This window comes from Vibrio sp. R11-SG3-ISO3-SZ, assembly GCF_059834345.1.
The window spans coordinates 1-19,161 of record NZ_JCBDGX010000117.1 but is presented as its reverse complement, the minus strand read 5'-3'; the positions used below and the strand labels follow the sequence as shown (position 1 = coordinate 19,161).

13 protein-coding genes are annotated in these 19,161 nt (G+C 49.9%); 4 read left to right on the top strand and 9 right to left on the bottom strand.

The genetic code is table 11. The features are described 5' to 3' along the window. Window positions 1-277: 277 nt before the first annotated feature. Entirely contained in the window at window positions 278-592 is a 315-nt protein-coding gene (locus AC6R1O_RS14600; RefSeq protein ID WP_500632328.1) for a DUF3630 family protein, read from the bottom strand. Then, window positions 585-2,420, bottom strand: coding sequence for an ATP-dependent DNA helicase RecQ (gene recQ, locus AC6R1O_RS14595; RefSeq protein WP_500632327.1), 1,836 nt, complete (start codon window positions 2,418-2,420; stop codon window positions 585-587). The genes AC6R1O_RS14600 and recQ overlap by 8 nt, the downstream gene beginning before the upstream one ends. A gap of 152 nt (window positions 2,421-2,572) precedes the next feature. On the opposite strand from recQ, the gene rarD reads away from it, so the two are divergent. After that, on the top strand, window positions 2,573-3,502 hold the full coding sequence (gene rarD, locus AC6R1O_RS14590) for an EamA family transporter RarD (RefSeq protein WP_500632326.1): 930 nt from the start codon (window positions 2,573-2,575) through the stop codon (window positions 3,500-3,502). Window positions 3,503-3,512: 10 nt separating this feature from the next. Continuing rightward, entirely contained in the window at window positions 3,513-4,184 is a 672-nt protein-coding gene (locus AC6R1O_RS14585; RefSeq protein ID WP_500632325.1) for a LysE family translocator, read from the top strand. Window positions 4,185-5,010: 826 nt separating this feature from the next. Here the strand turns inward: AC6R1O_RS14585 and uvrD are convergent. After that, window positions 5,011-7,182, bottom strand: coding sequence for a DNA helicase II (gene uvrD / locus AC6R1O_RS14580; RefSeq protein ID WP_500657279.1), 2,172 nt, complete (start codon window positions 7,180-7,182; stop codon window positions 5,011-5,013). Window positions 7,183-7,336: 154 nt separating this feature from the next. Further along, window positions 7,337-9,379 carry an oligopeptidase A gene (gene prlC, locus AC6R1O_RS14575; protein WP_500657278.1) on the bottom strand — a complete coding sequence of 681 codons (2,043 nt, stop codon included), beginning with the start codon at window positions 9,377-9,379 and terminating at the stop codon, window positions 7,337-7,339. Between the two features lie 284 nt (window positions 9,380-9,663). Between prlC and AC6R1O_RS14570 the strand changes: the two genes are divergently transcribed. Beyond that, window positions 9,664-10,503, top strand: a complete 840-nt coding sequence (locus AC6R1O_RS14570; protein ID WP_500630718.1) for a 23S rRNA (adenine(2030)-N(6))-methyltransferase RlmJ — start codon at window positions 9,664-9,666, stop codon at window positions 10,501-10,503. 94 nt (window positions 10,504-10,597) lie between these two features. Beyond that, on the top strand, window positions 10,598-11,953 hold the full coding sequence (gene gorA, locus AC6R1O_RS14565; protein WP_500657277.1) for a glutathione-disulfide reductase: 1,356 nt from the start codon (window positions 10,598-10,600) through the stop codon (window positions 11,951-11,953). Between the two features lie 40 nt (window positions 11,954-11,993). Here the strand turns inward: gorA and AC6R1O_RS14560 are convergent, their stop codons facing one another. The 5 genes from AC6R1O_RS14560 to AC6R1O_RS14540 form a co-directional block, all read right to left on the bottom strand. Next, window positions 11,994-12,926, bottom strand: a complete 933-nt coding sequence (locus AC6R1O_RS14560; RefSeq protein ID WP_500657276.1) for an SPOR domain-containing protein — start codon at window positions 12,924-12,926, stop codon at window positions 11,994-11,996. A gap of 163 nt (window positions 12,927-13,089) precedes the next feature. After that, window positions 13,090-14,028 carry an ABC transporter permease gene (locus AC6R1O_RS14555; RefSeq protein WP_487903369.1) on the bottom strand — a complete coding sequence of 313 codons (939 nt, stop codon included), beginning with the start codon at window positions 14,026-14,028 and terminating at the stop codon, window positions 13,090-13,092. A 1-nt stretch (window position 14,029) separates the two neighbouring features. After that, window positions 14,030-15,007 (bottom strand): ABC transporter permease, encoded by a 978-nt coding sequence (locus tag AC6R1O_RS14550; RefSeq protein ID WP_334555460.1) that lies wholly within the window; start codon window positions 15,005-15,007, stop codon window positions 14,030-14,032. Between the two features lie 150 nt (window positions 15,008-15,157). Then, a complete protein-coding gene (locus AC6R1O_RS14545; RefSeq protein ID WP_487903370.1) occupies window positions 15,158-16,708 on the bottom strand; it encodes an ABC transporter substrate-binding protein in 1,551 nt (516 codons plus the stop codon). 91 nt (window positions 16,709-16,799) lie between these two features. After that, entirely contained in the window at window positions 16,800-18,515 is a 1,716-nt protein-coding gene (locus AC6R1O_RS14540) for a dipeptide ABC transporter ATP-binding protein (protein ID WP_500657275.1), read from the bottom strand. Window positions 18,516-19,161: the final 646 nt, after the last annotated feature.

Here is a 19,161-nt window from a genome sequence, read left to right as displayed (position 1 = left end):
GATACCTTTTTAGTTTGGTTTGGGGGTGAGGGAACCCAAATTGAACCTCTTCATCATGAAGTGGCTCAGACCAACAATGTCTATGCTCAATAATGGCACCCTGCCATTATCACGGCCGGCGATTATACATTAACCAACCCTCGCCGCAAGCGCCCAACCAAAGGCAATCGTTCACGTACCGATTTCGGCGATGCATCAGCCACTTCAGCGCCCATCACTATTCGTTAGTAGGTAGGAAGTTAAAACGTTATTAGGCAGGAAGTGAAAAATCTGGCCGTTAAAAACCACGTTCAAACAGCGCAGCTAAAAAATCACACTCCGGCTGAGATTGCTCAACCACCAAGGATTCTAGCCAAACACTTTCACTGTAGTGTTCCGCTCTGAGCACCAACTGGCAGCCTTCAAAATCAATCAACCAAGTGTGGATGTCTGCATCCCACTGTTTCTCTATTACCTTGGCCGACAGCAGGCCAACCAAACGCTTGGCCAACTCTGGAAAGGTGTCAAAATCAAATCGAGGCGTACGCAAAATCAATCGCCCCTGATCCGCTTGATAGTCAATCAAGCCAAACTCGCTGTGCTCATTAGCCATGGTGCGTCAAATACTCCTGAATCAAATCAAGGAAAGGATCGGCATATTTCTCCAGCTTGCGCTGACCAACGCCATTCACTGCCAGCATCTCGCCGTAAGAGGTTGGCAAGATCTCCGCCATATCCATCAAGGTCGCATCACTGAAAACAACGTAAGGTGGCAAGCCATCTTCATCAGCAATCGACTTTCTTAGTTTACGCAGCTTAGCAAACAGCTTCTTATCGTAGTGTTTATTCGCCAGCTTATCCGAACGTGCAGCGCGCGCCGCGGTGTCTAACCGAGGGACGGCCAGTTCCAATGTGCGCTCACCTTTGAGTAGTGGGCGCGCTTCTTCGGTTAATTGCAACGTCGAGTTGCGTGTGATGTTTTGGCTTAACAGTCCTTTATGGATCAACTGTCGGAAAATACTCACCCAGTAATCGTGACTATTCTCGCGCCCAAGTCCGTACGTCGAGAGTTGGTCATGACCGTTTTCTCGAATACGAATGTTTTGCATGCCGCGCAGCACTTCCACCACATAACCAATACCGAAGCTTTGATTGACCCGGTAAACACAAGAGAGTGCCTTTTGCGCTTGTTCCGTGGCATCGAAATGTTTTGGCGGATCGAGGCAGATATCGCAGTTGCCGCAAGGCTCTTGTCGATACTCACCAAAATAGTTAAGCAGTACTTGGCGGCGACAGGTTTGCGCCTGTGCAAACGCGCTCATGGCATTCAGTTTGTGCGCTTCGACTTGCTTTTGCGGCCCCTCTTCTTTTTCATCGAGCATGCGACGCAGCCAGCCGATGTCAGCGGGGTCATAGAGCATCATGGCTTCTGCTGGTAATCCGTCTCGACCTGCACGACCGGTTTCTTGATAGTAAGATTCAATATTGCGCGGAATATCAAAGTGGACCACAAAGCGCACATTAGGCTTATTGATCCCCATGCCAAACGCGACCGTGGCGACGACGATTTGAATATCATCGCGCTGAAAGGCCTCTTGTACATAGGCGCGCTCGTCGGCGTCTAGCCCTGCGTGATAACTGGCGGCGCGCAGCCCGTTATTGCACAGTTTTTCGGTCACCATCTCGACCTTTTTACGGCTACCACAATAGATGATGCCGCATTGACCGCGTTGCTCATCCAAAAAGCGCACGATTTGTGAGACCGGCTTGTGCTTTTCCACCAAGGTGTAGCGAATATTCGGTCGATCAAAACTGCCCAAATAGATGTGTGGCTCGTTCAGTTGTAAACGGTGAGTAATATCGCTGCGCGTCGCTTCATCAGCGGTTGCCGTTAACGCCATCACAGGAACCTGTGGAAACCATTGCTTCAACTGACCTAGCGCGGCGTATTCCGGGCGAAAGTCGTGTCCCCACTGGGAAATACAGTGCGCTTCATCCACGGCAATCATCGCGAGCGGCAAGTTCTCTAACCGCTCGACAAAATCACGCATCAACACACGTTCCGGCGAGACATAGACCAGCTTAAGCGCCCCAGAGTGCATGCGATTGTAGACAGAGGTAAGCGCCTCTCTCGCCATCGTCGAGTTAATACACTCAGCGGCGACGCCATTGGCTTTCAACTGATCCACTTGGTCTTTCATCAAGGAAATCAAAGGCGATATGACTAAGGTCAGCCCCTCTTTGAGCAGCGCCGGCACTTGATAGCACAGTGACTTACCGCCGCCTGTTGGCATAATGACTAAGCTGTCTTGACCGTCTAGCGCGGTATCAATCGCGTCACGTTGACCTTCTCGAAATTCGTGGTAACCAAACACCTTTTCCAAGACGCTCTGAGCGGTTTCGATAGAATCAGGTTGCTGCGCGATCAGTGTGGCTGTCATTACGCTCTCTGTTGGGATAAGTGGGGTGGAAAATTCGAGCGCTTATTGTAGTTGGGAATAGCGGTGAATAAAACTGCAAAGTGCTAGGTGATTCTCAATCCTATTCGTATACTACTCGTTTCATTTCATAATTCTGTGTTGAGAATCATCCAATGACAACCGACGAACAGCAACGCGCGCGGCAAGGTGTCCTCCTTGCGATTGGTGCCTACACCATGTGGGGAATCGCGCCAATTTACTTTAAGACCATTAGCGAGGTCTCTGCGCTTGAGATTTTAAGTCACCGTGTTGTCTGGTCTTTTTTCCTGTTAGCGCTACTGATTCATCTCAGCCGAGGCTGGAAGACCGTACGCGACGTGCTGACATCCAAAAAGAAAATGACCTACCTCGTCACCACGGCCACCTTGGTTGGGGCCAACTGGTTGATTTTCATCTGGGCGGTGAACGCCAATCATATGCTCGATGCCAGTCTTGGCTACTACATCAACCCGTTAATTAATGTGGTGCTCGGCATGCTGTTTCTCGGTGAACGCCTGCGAAAATTGCAGTGGTTTGCTGTCGCACTCGCCGCCTGTGGTGTATTGGTCCAGTTGGTTGCGTTTGGCTCGGTTCCGATTGTCGCCATCGCGCTGGCGATGAGCTTTGGGTTTTATGGCTTGCTGCGTAAAAAAGTCAGCTTAGATGCGCAAACGGGATTGTTTATCGAGACCTTGGTGATGCTGCCTGCCGCCGCGATCTATCTTATCGGGATTGCCGACTCCGCCACCTCGAACCTGAGCCAGAATCCCTTAGATCTCAATCTGCTCCTTGTTGCTGCGGGTGTCATCACTACCCTACCGCTGCTCTGCTTTACGGGGGCCGCGACACGATTAAAGCTCTCAACGCTGGGTTTTTTCCAATACATAGGCCCAAGCCTGATGTTTATGCTCGCCGTGCTTGTCTATGGTGAAGCCTTTACGCCAGACAAAGCCATCACCTTTGCCTTTATTTGGGGCGCACTGGTCGTATTTAGCTTCGACGGTTTAAAAACCAACCACCAAAGCCGCCGCGCCGCCAAACTGTTAAACACCAAACAAGCCTAACGTTACCAACATGAATGAGATCACTTTACTTGCCACTCTAGCGACGGTTCATTTCATCGCCTTAATGAGCCCGGGCCCCGACTTTGCGCTTGTGGTGCAAAATGCCACCCGTTACGGGCGCCAGACCGGATTTTTTATCGCGCTGGGCCTCTCTTTCGGTATTCTCTTGCACTCGCTGCTCAGCCTGACTGGGGTGAGCTATCTGGTGCATCAGCAGCCAACCCTGTTTTCGCTCGTGCAACTTGCCGGCGGTAGCTACCTCTTATACCTAGGCGTAGGCGCGCTAAAGGGGACATGGGCGCGCATTCAATCCTCGCAGACCGCAGCGCAAGATGATGCCTCCTCTGAACAAGCACTCTTGGTCAACAAGCGTCACGCCTTCTCCAAAGGCTTTGCGACCAATATTTTCAACCCCAAAGCGTTGGTCTTTTTTGTCAGTTTGATGTCCAGCCTGGTGCCCGCCAGTATGTCGCTAGGCGGCAAAAGCGCTGCACTGTTGATTTTATGGGGCCTATCGCTCGCTTGGTTCTCTTTCTTGGCCTGGATGCTGTCAACGCAGCGTATGCAGCGCAAACTGAAATCATTGAGCCTCTACATCGACGCATTATGCGGTCTGATGTTCAGCGGCATCGGCCTTGGCATTTTATGGCAATCAACTAACGCCATCGCCATGCTCTTTTAGCCCCCTCAGAATAACCACTCATAAAAAATGGCCATAACGGCCATTTTTTGTTTATTTATTCACTTCTAACGCATCTTAGAGCAAAAAGTTGCGCTCGATCACAATCAGTTTCTCGTCAATAATCGGCGATCGTCTAGGCTTCTTGTGCGAGATCTCTCACAAGCGAGTAAGTCAAACTCTCTTTTTGTCTAAGAAAACTATCAATTAAAAATCATAACTCATTGTTTTAATTTGTTATGTGTGAAAATTCGTCAATTTTTTTTGCCTCTTATCGTTTTTCTGACGTTGCTGAACTTCGCCAAAGTCTTAATATGAACTCTGTCGGAAGGATGCTGACACGGAACAGGAAATCACCACGGATTCGGTGGTCTTCAGGATGAAGATACGGTTGCTTAGGATGAGTAATCGGCACGGAAAGCAAATTGGACATTGAACGGACGCAATAGTAGCTAGGATGGTTACTACTAAGGATGGGAAATGGACACCTCTGGACGAGGCATGGAACGATCATCAGGATGATGAAAGGGACACCGCTCAGGGAACAAGCGAAGTGAACTAACGAGGAACGTTAGTAGACCAGGATAGGGTCAAGGACACCGCTAGGATGGCGATGAAAGGACTACGCTGAAGGACGTCAGCATACTATCAAGGATTTGATGCATGGAGCACTTTTAGTAGCCGGATTGCTGCGAGTAAGACTATAACCCCGATGGGCGCAAGCCCTCGGGGTTTTTCTTTGTGTGAAGAAAGTGATTGGGTTCTCGTGCCTAGTTCCTAGAGGGGTACTCGGGGAGTATGTCTAGGAACTTAGGGTCGATGGGGCAGATTAGAGCTTTTCGAGTTTCGCGTAAGCCGTAACGAGCCACTTGATCCCTTCGCCATTAAAGGCAACCTGAACGCGACTTTGCGGGCCACTGCCTTCAAAGTTGATGATGGTCCCCTCACCAAATTTAGGGTGCATCACTCGCGAGCCAAGGCTAAAGCCGGTTTCATTGAAGTTCTCTTTGACCGCCGTTTGGCTAAAGCGACCACTGCTGGTCGGGCGACTGACCTGTGCTTTCATTCGCACTTCGTCCAAACAATTTTCGGGTAGCTCACGAATAAAGCGCGACGGTTTGTGGTACTTGTCTTGACCGTATAATCGGCGCATTTCGGCGTAAGTAATGTAGAGCTTTTTCATCGCACGAGTCATACCGACATAACACAGACGACGCTCTTCTTCGAGTCGCCCTGCTTCCTCTGCAGACATCTGGCTTGGGAACATCCCCTCTTCGACACCGACCATAAACACCAGCGGAAACTCCAACCCTTTGGCGCTGTGCAGCGTCATTAATTGCACCGCATCGTCAAACTCATCCGCTTGCCCTTCGCCCGCTTCCAGTGCAGCGTGGGTCAAAAATGCCGTTAACAGCGTCATCTCATCCGCTTCTTCTGGCTTTTCAAATTGACGAGTTGCAGTGACCAACTCCTCCAAGTTCTCTATGCGTGCCTTGGACTTCTCACCTTTCTCCTGTTCGTACATGGCGTACAAACCGGAGTATTTGATCACATGGTCGGTTTGCTCATGCAATGGCATCTCTAGGGTGTCATCTTCCAGCGCATTCACCAACTCCACAAAGCGGCTTAATGCGCCAGCAGCGCGGCCAGCAAGGACTTTATCTTCCAGTAAACGTACGCTCGCTTCCCACATGGTGCAGCCTTGATCGCGGGCAGCAAAACGGATGGTTTCCAGGGTTTTATCACCAAGGCCACGGGTAGGCGTGTTCACCACTCGCTCAAACGCCGCATCATCATTGCGATTGGCCATTAATCGTAAGTAACTCAAGGCATCTTTGATTTCTTGGCGCTCGAAGAAGCGCATGCCGCCGTAGATGCGATATGCGAGCCCAGCTTGAATCAAGGCTTCTTCCAGAACACGTGACTGGGCGTTGTTGCGGTAAAGCATCGCGGCATCCACCAGCGCCCCGCCGTTCTCTTGCCACTCTTTAATTTTGTTGACCGCAAAACGCGCTTCATCAAGCTCGTTGTACGCCGAGTAGACAGAAATAGGCTCGCCTTCACTGCCCTCCGTCCACAGCTCTTTACCCATACGCTCAGTGTTGTTGGCGATCAGCGCGTTGGACGCCTGCAAAATGGTTTTGGTTGAGCGGTAGTTCTGCTCAAGACGAATGGTATTAACGCTTGGAAACTCTTGGGTGAACTTTTCAATGTTCTCGATTTTCGCCCCTCGCCAACCGTAGATGGACTGATCGTCATCGCCGACGATCATCACGTGCGAATCTGGGCCAGCCATCATTCTCAGCCAAGCGTATTGAATGTTGTTGGTGTCTTGAAACTCATCGACCAGAATATGCTTAAAGCGCGCTTGGTAATGCTCGCGGATGTGCTTCTTATCACGCAATAGCTCATGGGCACGCAGCAAAATTTCAGCAAAATCGACCAAGCCGGCGCGATCGCACGACTCTTGGTAAGCTCGATAAATTTGTAGATAGGTTTGGGTAATGGGATCGTGGTAAGCATCGATGTGCGCCGGTCTCAGGCCTTCATCTTTTTTACCGTTGATCCACCAAGCCACTTGACGCGGTGGCCACTGTTTTTCATCCAGATTTTGCGCTTTGATTAATCGGCGCAATAGGCGCTGCTGATCATCACTGTCGATGATTTGAAAATCTTCAGGCAGTTTGGCATCTAAGTAGTGCGCGCGCAAAATGCGGTGGCAAATCCCATGAAACGTGCCGTTCCACATCCCCGAGGCGCTGCCCATCATCAACTCTTCAATTCGGCCACGCATCTCCGCCGCGGCTTTGTTGGTGAAGGTCACCGACATGATCGAAAACGGCGACGCTTGCTCCACAGACATCAACCACGCAATTCGGTGGACCAGCACGCGGGTTTTACCACTTCCGGCGCCAGCCAGCACAAGCAGGTTTTCTAAAGGAGCGGCAACAGCCTCGCGCTGTTTGTCGTTGAGACCGTCGAGAAGTAAAGAAGGATCCATGGGGGACTCGGCTACTGGTTATCTATACATGAAAAATGATTATAACCTAAACAGCCTTGCCATTTCAGAAGAAAAATCAGAAAAAGCACGATGAAAAACAGGAGGCGCTTGGCCTCCTGTTTCCCGTGTGATACAGCGTTGTGATGCGACCGTGTTATGCGGCAATCCCTGCGTGACGTAACAAAGCATCAATCTCTGGCTCACGGCCTCTGAAGCGCTTAAACAGCTCCATCGGCTCTTCACTGCCGCCCATCTCTAAGATGTGATTCAAGAAGCTCTGACCCGTTTGCGGGTTAAAGATCCCCTCTTCTTCAAACTTCGAGAACGCATCTGATGACAGCACTTCGGCCCACAAGTAGCTGTAGTATCCCGCGCTGTATCCACCCGCAAAGATATGACTAAAGCTGTGTGAGAAGCGGTTCCACTCTAGGCTTGGCAGTACCGCGACTTTCGCTTTGACCTGTGCAAGGGTTTCAAGAACACGTGGACCAACCTCTGGGTCGAATTCAGTGTGCAAGGTGAAGTCAAACAGACCAAACTCTAGCTGGCGAAGAATGAACATCGCGGACTGGAAGTTTTTCGCGGCCAGCATTTTGTCGAGCATGGCTTTTGGTAAAGGTTCGCCGGTTTCGTAGTGACCAGAAATGAAGGCCAGTGCCTCCTCTTCCCAGCACCAGTTTTCCAGGAATTGACTCGGCAGTTCCACCGCATCCCAAGGTACACCGTTGATGCCAGACACCGAACCTGTGTCCACTTGAGTCAACATATGATGGATACCGTGACCAAACTCATGGAACAAGGTCACCACTTCATCATGGGTAAACAGCGCTGGCTTATCACCCACCGGACGATTGAAGTTACAGGTCAAGTAGGCCACTGGGGTTTGCAGCTCACCGTTGGCGTTGATGCGGCGCACACGGCACTCATCCATCCACGCACCGCCGCGTTTGTGTTCACGGGCGTACAAATCGAGATAGAAGCTGCCACGTAAGGTGTCATTGGCATCGAAAATATCAAAGAAGCGCACCGACTCATGCCAAGTTTCCACGCCTTGGCGCTCCTCAACACGCATACCAAAGACACGTTTGAGCACTTCAAACAGACCACTGACCGCTTTGGATTCAGGGAAGTACGGACGCAGCTCTTCATCTGAGATTTGGAACAGGTGCTGTTTCTGTTTTTCGCTGTAGTAAGCGATGTCCCATAAGTTGAGCTCTTCAACACCAAACTCTTGCTGAGCAAATTGGCGCAGCTCTTCCACTTCACGCTCGCCTTGTGGTTTCGCTTTCGCGGCTAAATCATTGAGGAAGCCAAGCACTTGCTCAGGGCTCTGCGCCATTTTCGTTGCAAGCGACTTTTCACTGTAGTTATTGAAACCCAGCATACGCGCCACTTCATAGCGCAGTTTGAGCAGCTCACTGATGATCTCGCTGTTGTCCCACTCTCCCGCTTTCGGGCCGCGGTCAGACGCGCGCGTCACGTAGGCTTCATACATCTCTTGGCGCAGCGCTTGATTGTCACAGTAGGTCATCACCGGCAGGTAGGAAGGAATATCGAGGGTGAGCAGATAGCCGTCTAACTCTTTCGCTTGCGCAGCGGCTTTCGCGGCGACCAGCGCCGACTCTGGCATGCCCGCCAACTCAGCATCATCGGTGACGTGCTTGCTCCAACCCATGGTCGCATCTAAGACGTTGTTCGAGAACTTTGAGCCCAGCTCTGACATACGCTTGCTGATCTCACCATAACGATGCTGCTGATCAGCCGGCAAACCAATACCAGACAGCTCGAAGTCGCGCAGGCCATCGGTGATGGTTTTCTTTTGTGCTTGCGTTAGAGTCGCAAACGCTGGGCTGGCTTTGATCGCTTTGTAGGCATCAAACAGCCCTTTGTGTTGACCTACCCAAGTGCCATATTCCGACAACAGCGGCAAGCAGCTTTCGTACGCCTCACGCAACTCATCACTGTTGACCACAGAGTTCATGTGACTCACTGGCGACCAAATGCGGCTTAAACGGTCATCCACCTCTTCAATGGGCGCAATCACACTCTCCCAAGTCGGTGCGTCGTTGCCGGCCAGCACTTGGTCGATTTTAGCGCGGCACGCAGCAATCGCGTCTTCAACTGCTGGTTTCACATGTTCTGGTTGGATGTGAGCAAAAGGCGGCAGATCGGTAAACGTCAGCAATGGGTTAGACATAAGCATTCCTTTTTTGTTGGCAGACGAGCTGAGATGTTCGTCGGGTCTTATAGAATAGATAGTGCCCCGAGAGGACTTTTTCAATAGTCATCGACCGCTAAGTTGTTGCCAATTCTTACGATATTCGCGTGAGATAAGCACAAATCGGCAAGTCACGACTTTTTGTTTACCTAGCCGACAAAGGCACAGAGAAAGACAAGCAGCCCGGCGTCGGTGCGGTTATACTCTCCCACATCGCTTTTTGGGAAATAACTATGGCCTAGGGCCATTTAGAGAGAACCGTTTTGCTAAGCTATCGTCACAGTTTTCACGCAGGTAACCATGCCGATGTGGTTAAACACATTGTGCAAAGCCTGATCCTTAACTCGCTCAAGAATAAAGACAAACCGTTTGTGTATCACGACACGCACTCCGGTGTCGGTCGTTACGATTTGACCCACGAATGGTCAGAGAAGACGGGTGAGTACAAGCAAGGCATCGCGCGGGTATGGGCACAAAGTGAGAGACCTGAGGCGATTCAGAGCTATCTTGATGCCATCACGAGCTTAAACAACGGTGAAGGACTGCGCTACTACCCTGGTTCACCACGCGTCGCCCGCGCCCACCTGCGCCCACAAGATCGCATGCTACTGACCGAACTTCACCCTAGTGACTACCCATTGCTGCAACAAGAGTTTCATCGTGATCGCCAAGTCAGTATTTTTAAAGAGGATGGTTTCCAGCGTCTCAAAGCCAGCTTGCCGCCGCAAGAGCGCCGCGGCCTAGTGCTCATCGACCCACCCTATGAGCTAGCCAAAGAATATCGCGATGTGGTTCAGGCTATAGCACAAAGTTATAAGCGCTGGGCTACCGGGATTTATGCGATTTGGTATCCTGTGGTCAACCGCTGCGACATTGAAGATATGATTGAAGGTCTAGAAGGACTCGGGATTCGTAAAATCTTGCAAATCGAGCTTGGCGTCTCTCCAGATACCAATGAGCGCGGCATGACGGCCTCTGGGATGATTGTCATCAATCCCCCTTGGACATTGGAAAGAGACATGAACGACATTTTGCCTTTCCTCAAGGAGGCAATTGCCCCCGTCACAGGCCACTGGAAAGTCGATTGGATTGTTCCTGAGTAGCCTTGGCAAAGTCAGACATTTCGCTGCGATGGATTGAGTTCAACCAGTTCATCCTCATATACATAATAATCAGCTAAAAAATTTGGAGAAAGTAATGGCGACTCATTTTGACTATATCTGTATCGGTGGTGGTTCTGGCGGCATCGCATCAGCGAACCGCGCGGCCATGTACGGTGCAAAAGTAGCCCTAATTGAAGCTCAAGACCTAGGCGGTACCTGTGTCAATGTTGGTTGTGTACCTAAAAAAGTGATGTGGCACGGCGCGCAAATCGCAGATGCGATGAACCTTTATGCCGAAGACTACGGATTTGACATCGATGTCAAAGGCTTCGATTGGAGCAAACTGGTCGAAAGCCGCCAAGCGTATATTGGCCGCATCCACCAATCTTACGACCGCGTATTAGGCAATAACAAAGTTAACGTCATCAGGGGCTTTGCGAAATTCGTTGATGAGAAAACCGTCGAAGTGAACGGTGAACACTACACCGCTGATCATATCCTGATTGCCGTTGGTGGTCGTCCAACCATTCCTAACATCCCAGGTGCTGAGTACGGCATCGACTCAAACGGCTTCTTCGAGCTTGCTGAGCAGCCAAAACGCGTTGCGGTGATTGGCGCTGGCTACATTGCCGTCGAGATTGCGGGTGTGCTTAACGCTCTCGGCACTGAAACTCACCTGTTTGTTCGTAAAGAGTCGCCGCTACGCAGCTTTGACCCAATGATCATCGAGACCTTGGTAGAAGTGATGGAAGCTGAAGGGCCAGCACTGCACACTCACTCCATTCCAAAAGAAGTGGTGAAAGAAGCCGATGGCAGCCTGACACTTCACCTTGAAAACGGTCATACACACAACGTTGACCAGTTGATCTGGGCTATCGGCCGTCATCCTGCCACGGACGCGATCAATCTCGCTTCAACCGGTGTTGAAACCAATGAGCGTGGCTACATCAAAGTGGATGAGTTCCAAGCGACCAACGTACCAGGAATCTACTGTGTCGGTGACATTATGGAAGGGGGCATCGAGCTAACACCAGTGGCGGTTAAAGCCGGTCGCCAACTCTCTGAGCGTCTATTCAACGGTAAAACAAACGCTAAGATGGATTACAACCTTGTCCCGACCGTAGTGTTTAGTCACCCACCGATCGGCACCATTGGTTTAACCACCCAAGAAGCCGAAGAGAAGTACGGCAAAGAGAATGTAAAAGTGTACACTTCTGGCTTTACCGCCATGTACACCGCAGTGACTCAGCACCGTCAGCCATGCAAAATGAAACTCGTGTGTGCAGGAGAAGAAGAAACCGTAGTCGGCCTACATGGCATTGGCTTTACCGTGGACGAAATGATTCAAGGCTTCGGCGTAGCGATGAAGATGGGCGCCACCAAAGCTGACTTCGACTCTGTGGTTGCGATTCATCCAACGGGTAGCGAAGAATTCGTTACCATGAGATAAATCACTGATATTTAATAAAAAGGACGCATCGCGTCCTTTTTTATTTCACGCACATCACATTAAGCAGAGAGGTGCCTTTTAACTGGTTGACCTTGCCACTGGCAAAAAGTCCAGTGCGTCCGCTTCCCCAGTAGGGCAAATGCATCGGCCACTTATTCGGGCCCATATGTTCAGCCGCCAATAGGTTTTGCCACTCTTGCTCACTGGCAAGACGCATTCCCAAACGATAACAGGTTTTGTAGGCGTCTTCATAGTTCATGCGATTCCACGGCAAGCCATGTTCCATATAGAACTGATCATTACCAAACATGGTATAAGGTACTTTGTACTCTACGCCGTTAATGCTCGCGGATAGTCGGATAAGGATTTCATCTTGAGGCTCGCTATTTGCCCTCTCGACATTCGCTGACTCTGTTTTTAAGGGAATCGGCGCAGGCAGTACCGTGGTGTGTTGAGTCTGCGTTTTTGCTGTGGATTTAGGTGAGGGTTTGGCTTTTTCGACAGGCTGAGTCTTACGCTTAGCGGCGGAGGCTTTCGGCGGTGCCCCTTTGACAACTTCACGAATAAACGCTTCTTTGTAGCCGGGCTCACTTTTCACCTTCGCAAGATCTGCGCGCGCCTTGGCAAACTCATCGTACGGGCCAATTAAGCAGCGTACCCCTTTGCCTTCTGGTTTTGCCCACACATCAGTGGAAATATGCTGGTAAAGCACCTTCGCTTTATCCAATGATAACGGTTGGCTGAAGACACCACACTGAATCCAAAAGCTCGATTCACTGCCCTTAGGTTTAGTGCCCCATAGACCATTGCCGATAGGACAGGCCGCATCGAGCACTGGCAACTCGGTATTTGAGGCCTGTGTGGCATCACAGAGAAATTCTTCAGCACTGACTGAACTGGTCGACAAGGAGACAGTGAGCCACGCGGCAACACTCAAAAGCGGTAACATGGTTCGTTTCGGCTTGACTGCCATAATGATATCCAATCCCTTATTCTTTCGCCTAAAACCGGGCGTCTAATCCACGCCACTAGGGTAAACCATACACTGTTGAAAAAAGATGAATGCAAAAAAAGAGCCGTAATCGGTTACGGCTCTTAGTGTAGTGATGTTTTTGTAGTCAGATCTTAGGCTTAGATCACCCTTTGTAAATTTTGGGGTTAAATACATCACGTAACCAGTCACCCAACAGGTTGATGACCAATACCAGTGTCACCAACACAATGCCTGGGAAGGCGGTAATCCACCATGCACCGGAGAAGATGTAGTTAAAGCCAATGCTGATTAACGCACCCAATGATGGCTGATCAACCGGCAAACCTAATCCTAGGAAAGAAAGTGCCGCCTCGGACATGATCGCATTCGCCACCTGAACGGTTGAGATAACCAAGATGGGTGACAAACAGTTCGGCAAAATATGACGGAACATGATACGTGGCGCTTTAAAGCCCATCACACGTGCCGCTTCGACGTACTCTTTCTTCTTCTCTGCCAACACCGATGCACGAATCGTCCGCGCATATTGCGGCCATTCAGCGACACCAATGATCACCACCAGCATAATCACCGCATACTGACTGTAAAAGTCACTGCCGAAGCTGGCTTTAAAGATGGCAGAGACAATGATGGCCACCATCATGGTTGAGAACGACAGCTGCACATCGGCAAAACGCATCAAGAAACTATCAATACGACCGCCAAAGTAACCCGCAGACAGACCAATCACGATGCCAAGTAGCAGTTGCAGACCCACCGCCAAGAAGCCGATGGTGAGAGACAAACGTGAGCCATACAAAATGGTCGATAGGATGTCACGGCCTTGCTCGTCGGTACCAAGCACAAAGCGCTCTTCCCCGCCGTCCATCCACGATGGAGGCAGTTCTGAGTCCATAATATCAATCGATGACAAATCATACGGATCGCTTGGCGCAAGTACGGGCGCGGCAATCGCGACAATCAAGAAAATCATAAAAATGCTGAAACTTGTCATCGCGACTTTATCGCGCTTGAAGTAGTACAAGAAATCAGACTGTTTGAAACGCTCCCAATGAGAAGGAGCTGCGGCTGTTTGACTCATGTTATGCTCCTTTTCCTGTCAGATTAACCGTTGGGTTGATGATGCCGTAGAGTAAGTCGACAATCGTGTTGGTCACCACAAAGATAAGACCAACAAAAATTACGTACGCCGTAATCAAAGGTGTATCGACTCGGTTGATCGCTTCAAGGAAAAGAAAACCCATCCCAGGCCACTGGAACACCGTTTCCGTCAAAATGGTGTACGCCACCATAGTACCGATTTGTACCCCACCCACAGTCAACACCGGTAGCATGGTGTTTTTCAGTGCGTGTTGGTAATAGATTTTGTTCATCGCCAAGCCTTTAGCTTTAGCGAACTTGATGTATTCCGAGCTCAGCACTTCCAGCATTTCAGAGCGAACCAGGCGAATGAAGAGTGGCAACATGATTGACGCCAGAGCCACACATGGCAAGATCAGATGCGCTAAGCCGTCTAAAGTAAAGTAGCCAGACTCCCAGCCGAGCCAGTTCGCCGTCTCACCGCGACCATAGGAAGGCAGCCAGCCAAGTTCGATGGAGAACACATACATCAGCATAATTGCCGTCAAAAAGACCGGAATCGAGATGCCGATACTGCTGCCTGCCATTACCACTTTAGTGAAGAAACTTTTTGGATGTATCGCCGAGTACACGCCAAGAGGAATCGACATAACGATGATGATCATCGTTGCACCAAACACCAACTCTAACGTCGCTACTAGCTTATCGAGAATCACGTCCACTGCAGGACGCTTGAAGAAGTACGATGTACCGAGATCGCCTTGCAGCGCAGCGCCGACAAAACGAGAATATTTGGTAATGAAGGGATCATTCAGGCCTAATTCATCACGCAGCGCTTGGCGCTCCGCCTCTGAAACAGACTGGCCCACCAACTCACGCAGTGGATCACCTAAGTTATCCTGAATGGCAAACGCCACTAGACTGATCACAAACATCACTATCAGTGCCTGAAACAGGCGCTTGACCAGAAACGAAAACATTCCTTGCCCCTTAACTTTCCATGGATTTCAGCCTTGCTAAAGCAGAGGGATCTGCTCGCAAAATTCAGTCTTAATGATGGCGCTTTGCCCGACTGAAACAAAGCAAAGCGCCAAATTCGCTCTCCCATTACTGAGAGCGAGAGACTCTCATTACTTGACCACTAGGTCGCCAAGGTATGGGAAGTTCATAGCGTTGACGATAGGTGCGATGTCCACGTTAGATTTCGCGCCCCACGCCAGGTTTTGCCAGTGTAGAGGAACAAACGCCGCATCGTTGTACAGGATGGTTTCCACTTGTTGTAGCATTTGCGCACGTTTCGCTGGATCCGTTTCTACGTTTGACGCTTCAACCAATTGATCAAGCTCTGGGTTTGAGTAGTGACCACAGTTGTACTGACCTTTACCTGTCTCTTCGTTGCGCGTCATGGTTAGGAACTCAGAGAAGTTTGCAGAATCTTCGGTATCTGAGTGCCAGCCGATCATCAGCATGTCTGCCGCACACTTATCAAACTCTGGCCAGTATTGCGCTTTTGGCATGGTTTTCAGGTCAACTTTAATGCCGATCTTAGACAGCATTGCCGCCGCCGCTTGAGCGATTTTCGCATCGTTCACGTAGCGGTTGTTTGGCGCCATCATTGTCAACGTAAAGCCGTCCTCGTAACCCGCTTCTTTCATCAGCTCTTTGGCTTTCTTCAGATCGAAACGTGGCACAAGATCCGCGCTGTAACCTGCATAACCTTCAGGTCCTTGCTGACCCGCAACACTTGCGAAGCCTTTCATGATTTTATCCACAATGCCTTCGTTGTTGATCGCATGAACGATCGCCTGACGAACGCGGACATCTTTCAACGCTTCGTTGCTATTTTGGTTCATTTGGAACGTGATAATACGAGTACCAGGCAGTGTCACAAGATCGATATCTTTGGCGCCTTGTACACGCTTGTGGTCGTTTGGTGCAACCGGCGCAATCATATCAACGTCACCAGAAAGTAGCGCAGCCACACGTGTTGCGTCTTCTTTGATTGGCACTAGCGTTAGCTTGTCAACGTTACCTGTTGTGGTATCCCAGTAATCCGCAAAGCGTTGAAATTCGACTTTCACACCTTGCTCACGAGACGTCACAATAAACGGACCCGTACCAGATACGTTGGTCGAAGCAAACGAGTTACCGTGCTTCACAACTTCCGCTTTGTCTTTGCCATCTTCTGTTTGACCAGAGTAGAACTTGCTGTCCATTGGGAAGATGTAAGTCGCGGTTTGTAGAACCAGTGGGTAAGCGCCTTTAGACACCAACTCCACTGTGTAGTCATCCACTTTCACCATCTTCTCGTACGGTTCGAAGATCGCTTTAAAGTCTGGAGAGTTTTTCAGACGCTCGAACGTCCAAACCACATCATCCGCCGTTAGCTCGTTACCAGAGTGGAATTTCACGCCTTTGCGTAGCTCAAAACGGAATGTCGTGTCATCGACACGTTCCCATTTCTCAGCCAAACGAGGTTCAAAATCCAATTTTTGTGTGTAACGAACTAGCGGATCAAACACCATGTGAGACATTTGCAGAGTACCGCCTGATAGCTGCTCGTGTGGGTCAAGCGACACCGGGTCAGCGTCATAAGCGACAGTAATATCTGCTGCAGCGGCGGCAAAACTTAAGCCTGCTGCCATCAAAGCCACTGCTAGTTTGCTTTTCATGGTTTTCATGCATAACTCCTTATGCGGGATTCATCCCTAGTTGTTGTATTTGCTTCTGTTTAGCTACCCAACAAAACCGCGTTGGGCAAGGTATACGGCTTTAGGCCGTTTTTACTTCTTCTCTTAAGCCGGTGAACTCTGGCATCAGAGAAATCAGTTGTTGACTGTACTCATGCTGTGGTGAGTTAAACAGCTGCTCAGTGGGGGCCACTTCAAGTAGTGTACCCATTTGCATCACCCCAACACGGTCACACATCTGACGAATGACAGGTAAGTCATGGCTGATAAACAGCATAGTCAGATTGAGCTCATCTTGGAGATCTTTTAATAAGTTGAGGATTTGCGCTTGCACCGACACATCCAACGCCGACGTCGGCTCATCACAAATCAGCAAACGTGGACGAGTCGCCAGCGCGCGCGCAATCGAAATACGCTGACGCTGACCACCTGAGAATTCGTGCGGGTATTTCACCCCAGCCATTCGGCCCAAACCAACATGATCCAACAGATCGTTAACGATCTGGCGTGTTTCGGATTCATTCTTGGTCAGCTTATGGAAACGAATCGGCTCGGCGATGATGTCGAACACCTTCATTCGAGGGTTCATCGAGGTATAAGGGTTTTGGAATACCATCTGCATTTGACGGCGCAGCGGACGACGCTCTTTCTCTGACGTCATCGCAGTAAGGTCAATGCCCTCAAAGCACACTTTGCCCGAGTTCGGCTGATAAAGACCGGCAATCACTCGCGCAATGGTCGATTTTCCTGAACCAGACTCACCCACTAGGCCAAACGTCTCACCTTCAAACACTTCAAAACTGACATTGTTCGATGCTTGAACGTACTCTCGGCGGCTTTCAAATAAAGAGTCTTTGGTGACAAAGCGCAGGTTAACGTTTTCGACCGTCAACAAAGAGCCAGAATAAGCACGCTGATCTTGGCTTTGACCCAACCAGTGATTTTTGACATCCAGCGGCTTCATCTCTTTCGCTTCCTCGATGTAGCTCACCAGAGGGAAACGATCGAGTTTGATATCCGAACGAGGCACGGCAGAAATCAGGCTGCGCGTGTAAGCATGATCGGGGTCGCCCAGCACTTTTTTCGTCGGGCCAAACTCCACCAAATCGCCACGGTACATCACCGCCACGCGATCGGTGACGTTCGATACCACGCCCATGTCGTGCGTCACCAGCATACAGCCAACGTTGTTCTTGATACACAATTCTCGAATCAAGTTCAGGATTTGGTCTTGAATCGACACATCCAAGGCCGTCGTTGGCTCATCAGCGATAATTAAATCAGGCTCACCGGCAAGCGCAATCGCGATAACCACGCGCTGGCGCATACCACCAGAGAACTGGTGCGGGTATTGTTTGAGACGGTTTTCTGGCTGAGGAATGCCCACCTGCTTCATCAATGACAATGCACGTTGATACGCTTCGTCGTCCGACACCTTCATATTGGCATGGATGGTCTCGGTGAGTTGCTGCTCAACGGTAAATAGTGGGTTAAGAGAGGTCATTGGGTCTTGGAAGATAAAACCGATTTTTGACCCGCGCACTTTGCGCATTTTTTCTGGTGTCAGTCCGGAGATCTTCTCTCCATCAAGATAGACGTCACCACTTGCGACCTGACCCGGAGGGCTCAGTAAGTCGATCACCGCATTACCTACGGTGGATTTGCCGGCACCCGATTCGCCAACGACGCCAACAATCTCGCCTCTCTCTATATTAAAAGAAAGCGATTTGACCGCTGCGTGTACGCCGTGACGTGACGGATATTCGATACGAAGATTTTTGACTTCTAAAAGTGCCATTAACCAGACCTCTACTGCTGCGGCAGCCTTCTGCCCTGTCTGAAAAGTGAATCCATTCAAAAAACCGGATCAGTATTCCGGCAATTTACAAGGTCATCAATTTGGCAAAAAATTCACAGAAAATCAACAATCTTAGGATAAAAAGTTGAGAACGCACAAATATCAAGCAGCTTAACAAAATATCTATGCACCTTAGCGATACGATGCATTGATCGGACCTGCTGCATTTTGGCCGTCATTTGCACAGTTTTAGCGCACTTTCACTGCGAAACTTTCAGGGTCAACGAGAAGCCGAAAGGCATAGTTATTCACCCATTATTCAGACCGATCAATTAACAAAAATAACACACATAACCAGTGAGATTATTTTTATCGAGATCAAAAACTAGGTACCAATCACGTTAGTGGTGTAATAAATTAAATAATCACTCTAATACCATAGAAATGGTGGTGGGGAATAAGGAACGTAGCAGAGCAGTTGTTGAGTAAGTATCTGGGTTGTGGGTTGTGGGTTGTGGGTTGTGGGTTGTGGGTTGTGGGTTGTGGGTTGTGGGTTGTGGGTTGTGGGTTGTGGGTTGTGGGTTGTGGGAGGATTGGACAAAACATATAGATGGGATGCAAGAGATAACCGATATGTGCACAAATC

Bases quoted from the DNA above. Each gene is read 5' to 3' on its own strand.
- AC6R1O_RS14600 (WP_500632328.1), bottom strand. From the start codon at position 592: ATGGCTAATGAGCACAGCGAGTTTGGCTTGATTGACTATCAAGCGGAT.
- recQ (WP_500632327.1), bottom strand. From the start codon at position 2,420: ATGACAGCCACACTGATCGCGCAGCAACCTGATTCTATCGAAACCGCT.
- rarD (WP_500632326.1), top strand. From the start codon at position 2,573: ATGACAACCGACGAACAGCAACGCGCGCGGCAAGGTGTCCTCCTTGCG.
- AC6R1O_RS14585 (WP_500632325.1), top strand. From the start codon at position 3,513: ATGAATGAGATCACTTTACTTGCCACTCTAGCGACGGTTCATTTCATC.
- uvrD (WP_500657279.1), bottom strand. From the start codon at position 7,182: ATGGATCCTTCTTTACTTCTCGACGGTCTCAACGACAAACAGCGCGAG.
- prlC (WP_500657278.1), bottom strand. From the start codon at position 9,379: ATGTCTAACCCATTGCTGACGTTTACCGATCTGCCGCCTTTTGCTCAC.
- gorA (WP_500657277.1), top strand. From the start codon at position 10,598: ATGGCGACTCATTTTGACTATATCTGTATCGGTGGTGGTTCTGGCGGC.
- AC6R1O_RS14560 (WP_500657276.1), bottom strand. From the start codon at position 12,926: ATGGCAGTCAAGCCGAAACGAACCATGTTACCGCTTTTGAGTGTTGCC.
- AC6R1O_RS14555 (WP_487903369.1), bottom strand. From the start codon at position 14,028: ATGAGTCAAACAGCCGCAGCTCCTTCTCATTGGGAGCGTTTCAAACAG.
- AC6R1O_RS14550 (WP_334555460.1), bottom strand. From the start codon at position 15,007: ATGTTTTCGTTTCTGGTCAAGCGCCTGTTTCAGGCACTGATAGTGATG.
- AC6R1O_RS14545 (WP_487903370.1), bottom strand. From the start codon at position 16,708: ATGAAAACCATGAAAAGCAAACTAGCAGTGGCTTTGATGGCAGCAGGC.
- AC6R1O_RS14540 (WP_500657275.1), bottom strand. From the start codon at position 18,515: ATGGCACTTTTAGAAGTCAAAAATCTTCGTATCGAATATCCGTCACGT.